Source organism: Saccharomonospora iraqiensis subsp. iraqiensis, assembly GCF_000430445.1.
In the GTDB taxonomy this organism is placed as follows: Bacteria; Actinomycetota; Actinomycetes; order Mycobacteriales; family Pseudonocardiaceae; genus Saccharomonospora; species Saccharomonospora iraqiensis.
The window spans coordinates 1-3760 of sequence record NZ_KE387063.1; the positions used below are offsets into that span (position 1 = coordinate 1).

Consider the following 3760-nt stretch of genomic DNA (forward strand, 5'->3'; position numbering starts at 1 on the left):
CGCTCCGCGTCGTCCGGGTCGCCGTGCGGCGGCCGGTCCCGACGGACACGGTCCTCGCTGCCCTCCCCGGTCCGCGGCCGGGCTCCGCGGGAGCCGGTGGCCGGGGCGCGTTCCCGCCGGTAGCGGATGATGCCGAGCGCGACCGTCATCGCCGTCACGATCGCCATCGCCGGGAAACCACCGGTCAGCGGCGTCCCGATGGCGAGTGCCTTGTCCTCCAGGTCGCTGTCCGCGGGCACGCCCGACGCGGTGAGCACCACCGTGGGCACGACCGCGGCCAGAACCAGTGGTGGTTGCACCATCTGGCCGAAGACGGCGCGCCGTCGGACCGCGAGCACGGCGGCCACCGCGCCGACCGCGAAACAGACCTGGTACGACTTGCCCAGCCCGTCGGTCAGCGCCTGCTCGCCGAACGCACCCGCCGCGGTGAGCCCGAGGCAGAGCAGCGTCGCGCCCCACCAGGGCAGTCCGCGTCGGGACCGGATGACGGAGCGCCTGTCCCAGGCGAGCGGGTTCGCGTCGTCTGTGGTGTCCGGATCGCCGCGCCGGTCTCGTGTGGCCGTCACGGGAAGACACCGTATCCCCTTCGCCGGTGACCCACGGCACCAGGCACGTGCTCGCCCACGCCGCCGTGGCCCGCCCGGCGCCGCCGCAATTCCGGTCCGCGACGGGCGTCAGGTGGCCGAGACCTCGTCCTCCCTGCGCACCTCCGCCGGGGCGGTGGGGCTGGCCGAGGCCTCGGTGAGCGGTGCGATGCGGGCCCGGAAGTCCTCCAGCGCGTCCAGCTCCCTGCGGCGGGCGGAGAGGAACCGCTGCAGGTGGGTCCCGGAGAGGTTGACCGCGTCCACGGCGTTGCCCGCCGCCCGGTGCGCGGCCGCGGCCTGGGACCGCACCCGTTCGACGTCGTCGAGCAGGGTGCGTTCCGTCGCGGCGAACAACGCGGCGGAGGCGATCACCGCGAACCCGGTCGGCCCGCACAGGAACACCCGCCGGTCCAACAGCCAGCGCAGCAGTTCCGGGTCGGTGTCGAGCGCGGCGACCACGGCGGCGTCGGACGGGAGGAACAGGACCGTGCCGTAGATGCCGTCGGCCCAGCGTGCGTAGTCCTTGCCGGAGAGTTCGGCGGCCCGCGAGCGCAGGTTCCGGACGTGCACCCGCAGCGCGTCGCGCCGTTCGGCCGGGTCGTCGGTCTCCACGGCCTCGGCCCAGCAGGCCGTGCTCGCCTTGGCGTCCACCGGCACCGTGCGGCCGCCGCCCACGCTCAGCAGCAGGTCCGGCCGGGCCGCGCCGCCCCCGGCGAGGTCGGTCTGCAGGGTGAAGTGGACGCCCTCGCGCAGTCCGAGTGCGCGCGCCGTCTCGGTGAGCACCTGTTCGCCGAGCTCACCGCGCCCGCTGATCGAGGCGAAGGTGACCTCGTAGCGGCGCAGCGCCTGCCGCTGCCGGTCCACCGTGGCGCGTTCCTCGTCGAGCCTGCGGATGGCGTCGTCGGCGCGGCGCAGGCCGTCCTGGTACAGCCGCCACAGCAGCACCACCGCCGCGGCCAGGGCGAGCGCGAGCACGATCGCCGCGGTGACCAGGATCGTCGAACCCACCGGTGCAGCCTCCTCGTCGTCCCCGGCCATGTCGCCGTCCGCGTTCGTGTCGTCCGCGTCCGTGTCGCCGTCCGTCGGTGCCCTGCCCGTCGGTGCCGGGCCCGTCGCCATGATGACGGCCGGTACCGACGAAACCGGTTCCGACGGTCAGAGTGCAACACCTCCGGAGGACACGCCGGGGGCGGTGCGCGGTTCTGTCGGAGGGTGCTCCTAGGTTGGCCGCCGTGCGACTGCTCCATACCTCCGACTGGCACGTGGGCCGGACCTTTCACGGTGCCGACCTGCTCGCCGACCAGGACGCCGTGCTGTCCCACCTCGCCGAGCTGGTCGAGCGGGAGTCCGTCGACGTCGTGGTGGTGGCGGGCGACGTCTACGACCGTGCCGTGCCCTCGGCCGACGCCGTCCGGGTGGCGACGCGCGCGCTGACCCGGCTGCGGCGGGCGGGGGCGGAGCTGGTGCTCACCCCGGGCAACCACGACTCCGCGGCGCGGCTCGGCGCGTTCGGCGAGTTCGCCGAGTCGGGCGGTCTGCACCTGCGCACCGCCGTCGACGACCTCGACCGCCCGGTGCTGCTGCACGACGCGCACGGCCCGGTGGCGATCTACGGCATCCCGTATCTCGAACCGGACACCGCGCGGCACTCCCTCGGGGTGCCCGACGCGCGCGGCCACACCGGTGTGCTGACCGAGGCCATGCGGCGGGTCACCACCGACCTGGCGACCCGGCCGTCGTCGACCCGGTCGGTGGTCGCGGCGCACGCGTTCGTCACCGGCGGTGCGGGCAGCGAGTCCGAACGCACGATCGCGGTGGGCGGGGTCGAGCAGGTCCCGGGGGCGGTGTTCGACGGGGTGGACTACGTCGCGCTCGGCCACCTGCACGGCCCGCAGCGGCTGGCCGAGCACCTGCGCTACTCGGGCAGCCCGGTGGCGTACTCGTTCTCCGAGACGGCGCGCAAGGCGGTGTGGCTGGTCGACCTGGACGCCGACGGGCTGGCCGGGGTGCAGCGCCGCGACCTGCCGGTGCCGAGGGAACTGGCCACCGTGCGGGGAAGACTGGACGACCTGGTGGAGTCGGCCGAACACGACGCCCTGGTGGAGTGCTACCTGTCGGTCACCCTGACCGATCAGGTGCGCCCGGTCGACGCGATGCGGAAGCTGCGGGAGCGGTTCCCGCACACGCTGCACCTGGAGTGGGAGCCCGAGGGCGGCCGGACCACGGTGCTGCGTTACTCCGACGCCGTGCGGGGGCGGTCGGACCGCGAGATCGCGGCCACCTTCCTCGCGGACTGCCGGGGTGCCCCGCCGGGTGAGCGCGAGGACGCACTGCTCACCCAAGCCCTGGAGCACGCGGGACGGGCCCCGGCGGGAGGGGAGGAGGCGCGATGAGGCTGCACCGGCTGGAGGTGTGCGCGTTCGGCCCCTACGCGGGCCGTGAGGTCGTCGACTTCGACACGCTCGCCGCGGACGGACTGTTCCTGCTGCACGGCGACACCGGCGCGGGCAAGACGACCCTGCTCGACGCGGTCGCGTTCGCGCTCTTCGGTGCGGTGCCGGGTGCGCGGGGCGCGGGCAGACAGCGACTGCGCTGCGACCTCGCCCCCGCGGACACGGCCACCGAGGTCGTGCTGGAGTTCACGGCCCAGGGGCACCACCTGCGGATCGTGCGCGCACCGGAGTACCAACGTCCGAAGCGACGTGGGGAGGGCTTCACGACCCAGCAGGCCAGGGCCTCACTGAGCTGGCTGAGCCCGCCTCCGGACGGGATGCCGGCGGACGGGCTCACCCGCATCGACGAGGTCACCCGCACCGTGCAGCGGCTGCTCGGCATGACCGCGGAGCAGTTCTTCCAGGTGGTGCTGCTGCCGCAGGGCGAGTTCGCGCGGTTCCTGCGCGCCGACACCACCGAGCGGGAGAAGCTGCTGGAACGGCTGTTCGGCACCCAGCGCTTCGCCGACGTGGAGCGGTGGTTCGCCGACCTGCGCACCGAGCGGCGGCGGGAGCTGGACCGGCAACGCGCCGAGCGGGACAACCTGCTCGCCCGGCTGGCCCAGGAGGCACAGGAGGAGGAACCGGAGCACGCCGACGCCGCGTGGGTCGCCGACCTCCGGCAGCGCGCCCGGACGGCCGTGTCCGCCGCGGAGGCGGAGCACACGGCCGCGAACACCGCGA

General features: G+C 74.6%; 4 protein-coding genes. 2 read left to right on the forward strand and 2 right to left on the reverse strand.

Annotated elements, in window-relative coordinates; all coding sequences use genetic code 11:
• Together ACTIR_RS21920 and rmuC are read right to left on the reverse strand one after the other, a co-directional pair.
• Positions 1-566 (reverse strand): DUF6542 domain-containing protein (locus ACTIR_RS21920; protein ID WP_324607088.1); only part of this gene is annotated, 566 nt, incomplete at its 3' end.
• A 108-nt stretch (positions 567-674) separates the two neighbouring features.
• Entirely contained in the window at positions 675-1592 is a 918-nt protein-coding gene (rmuC, locus tag ACTIR_RS0105560; protein ID WP_026453529.1) for a DNA recombination protein RmuC, read from the reverse strand.
• Between the two features lie 224 nt (positions 1593-1816).
• On the opposite strand from rmuC, the gene ACTIR_RS0105565 reads away from it, so the two are divergent.
• Positions 1817-2977, forward strand: coding sequence for an exonuclease SbcCD subunit D (locus ACTIR_RS0105565; protein WP_026453530.1), 1161 nt, complete (start codon positions 1817-1819; stop codon positions 2975-2977).
• Positions 2974-3760: AAA family ATPase (locus ACTIR_RS21925; RefSeq protein ID WP_034238570.1), on the forward strand; the 787-nt coding region annotated here is incomplete at its 3' end. The genes ACTIR_RS0105565 and ACTIR_RS21925, both read left to right, overlap by 4 nt.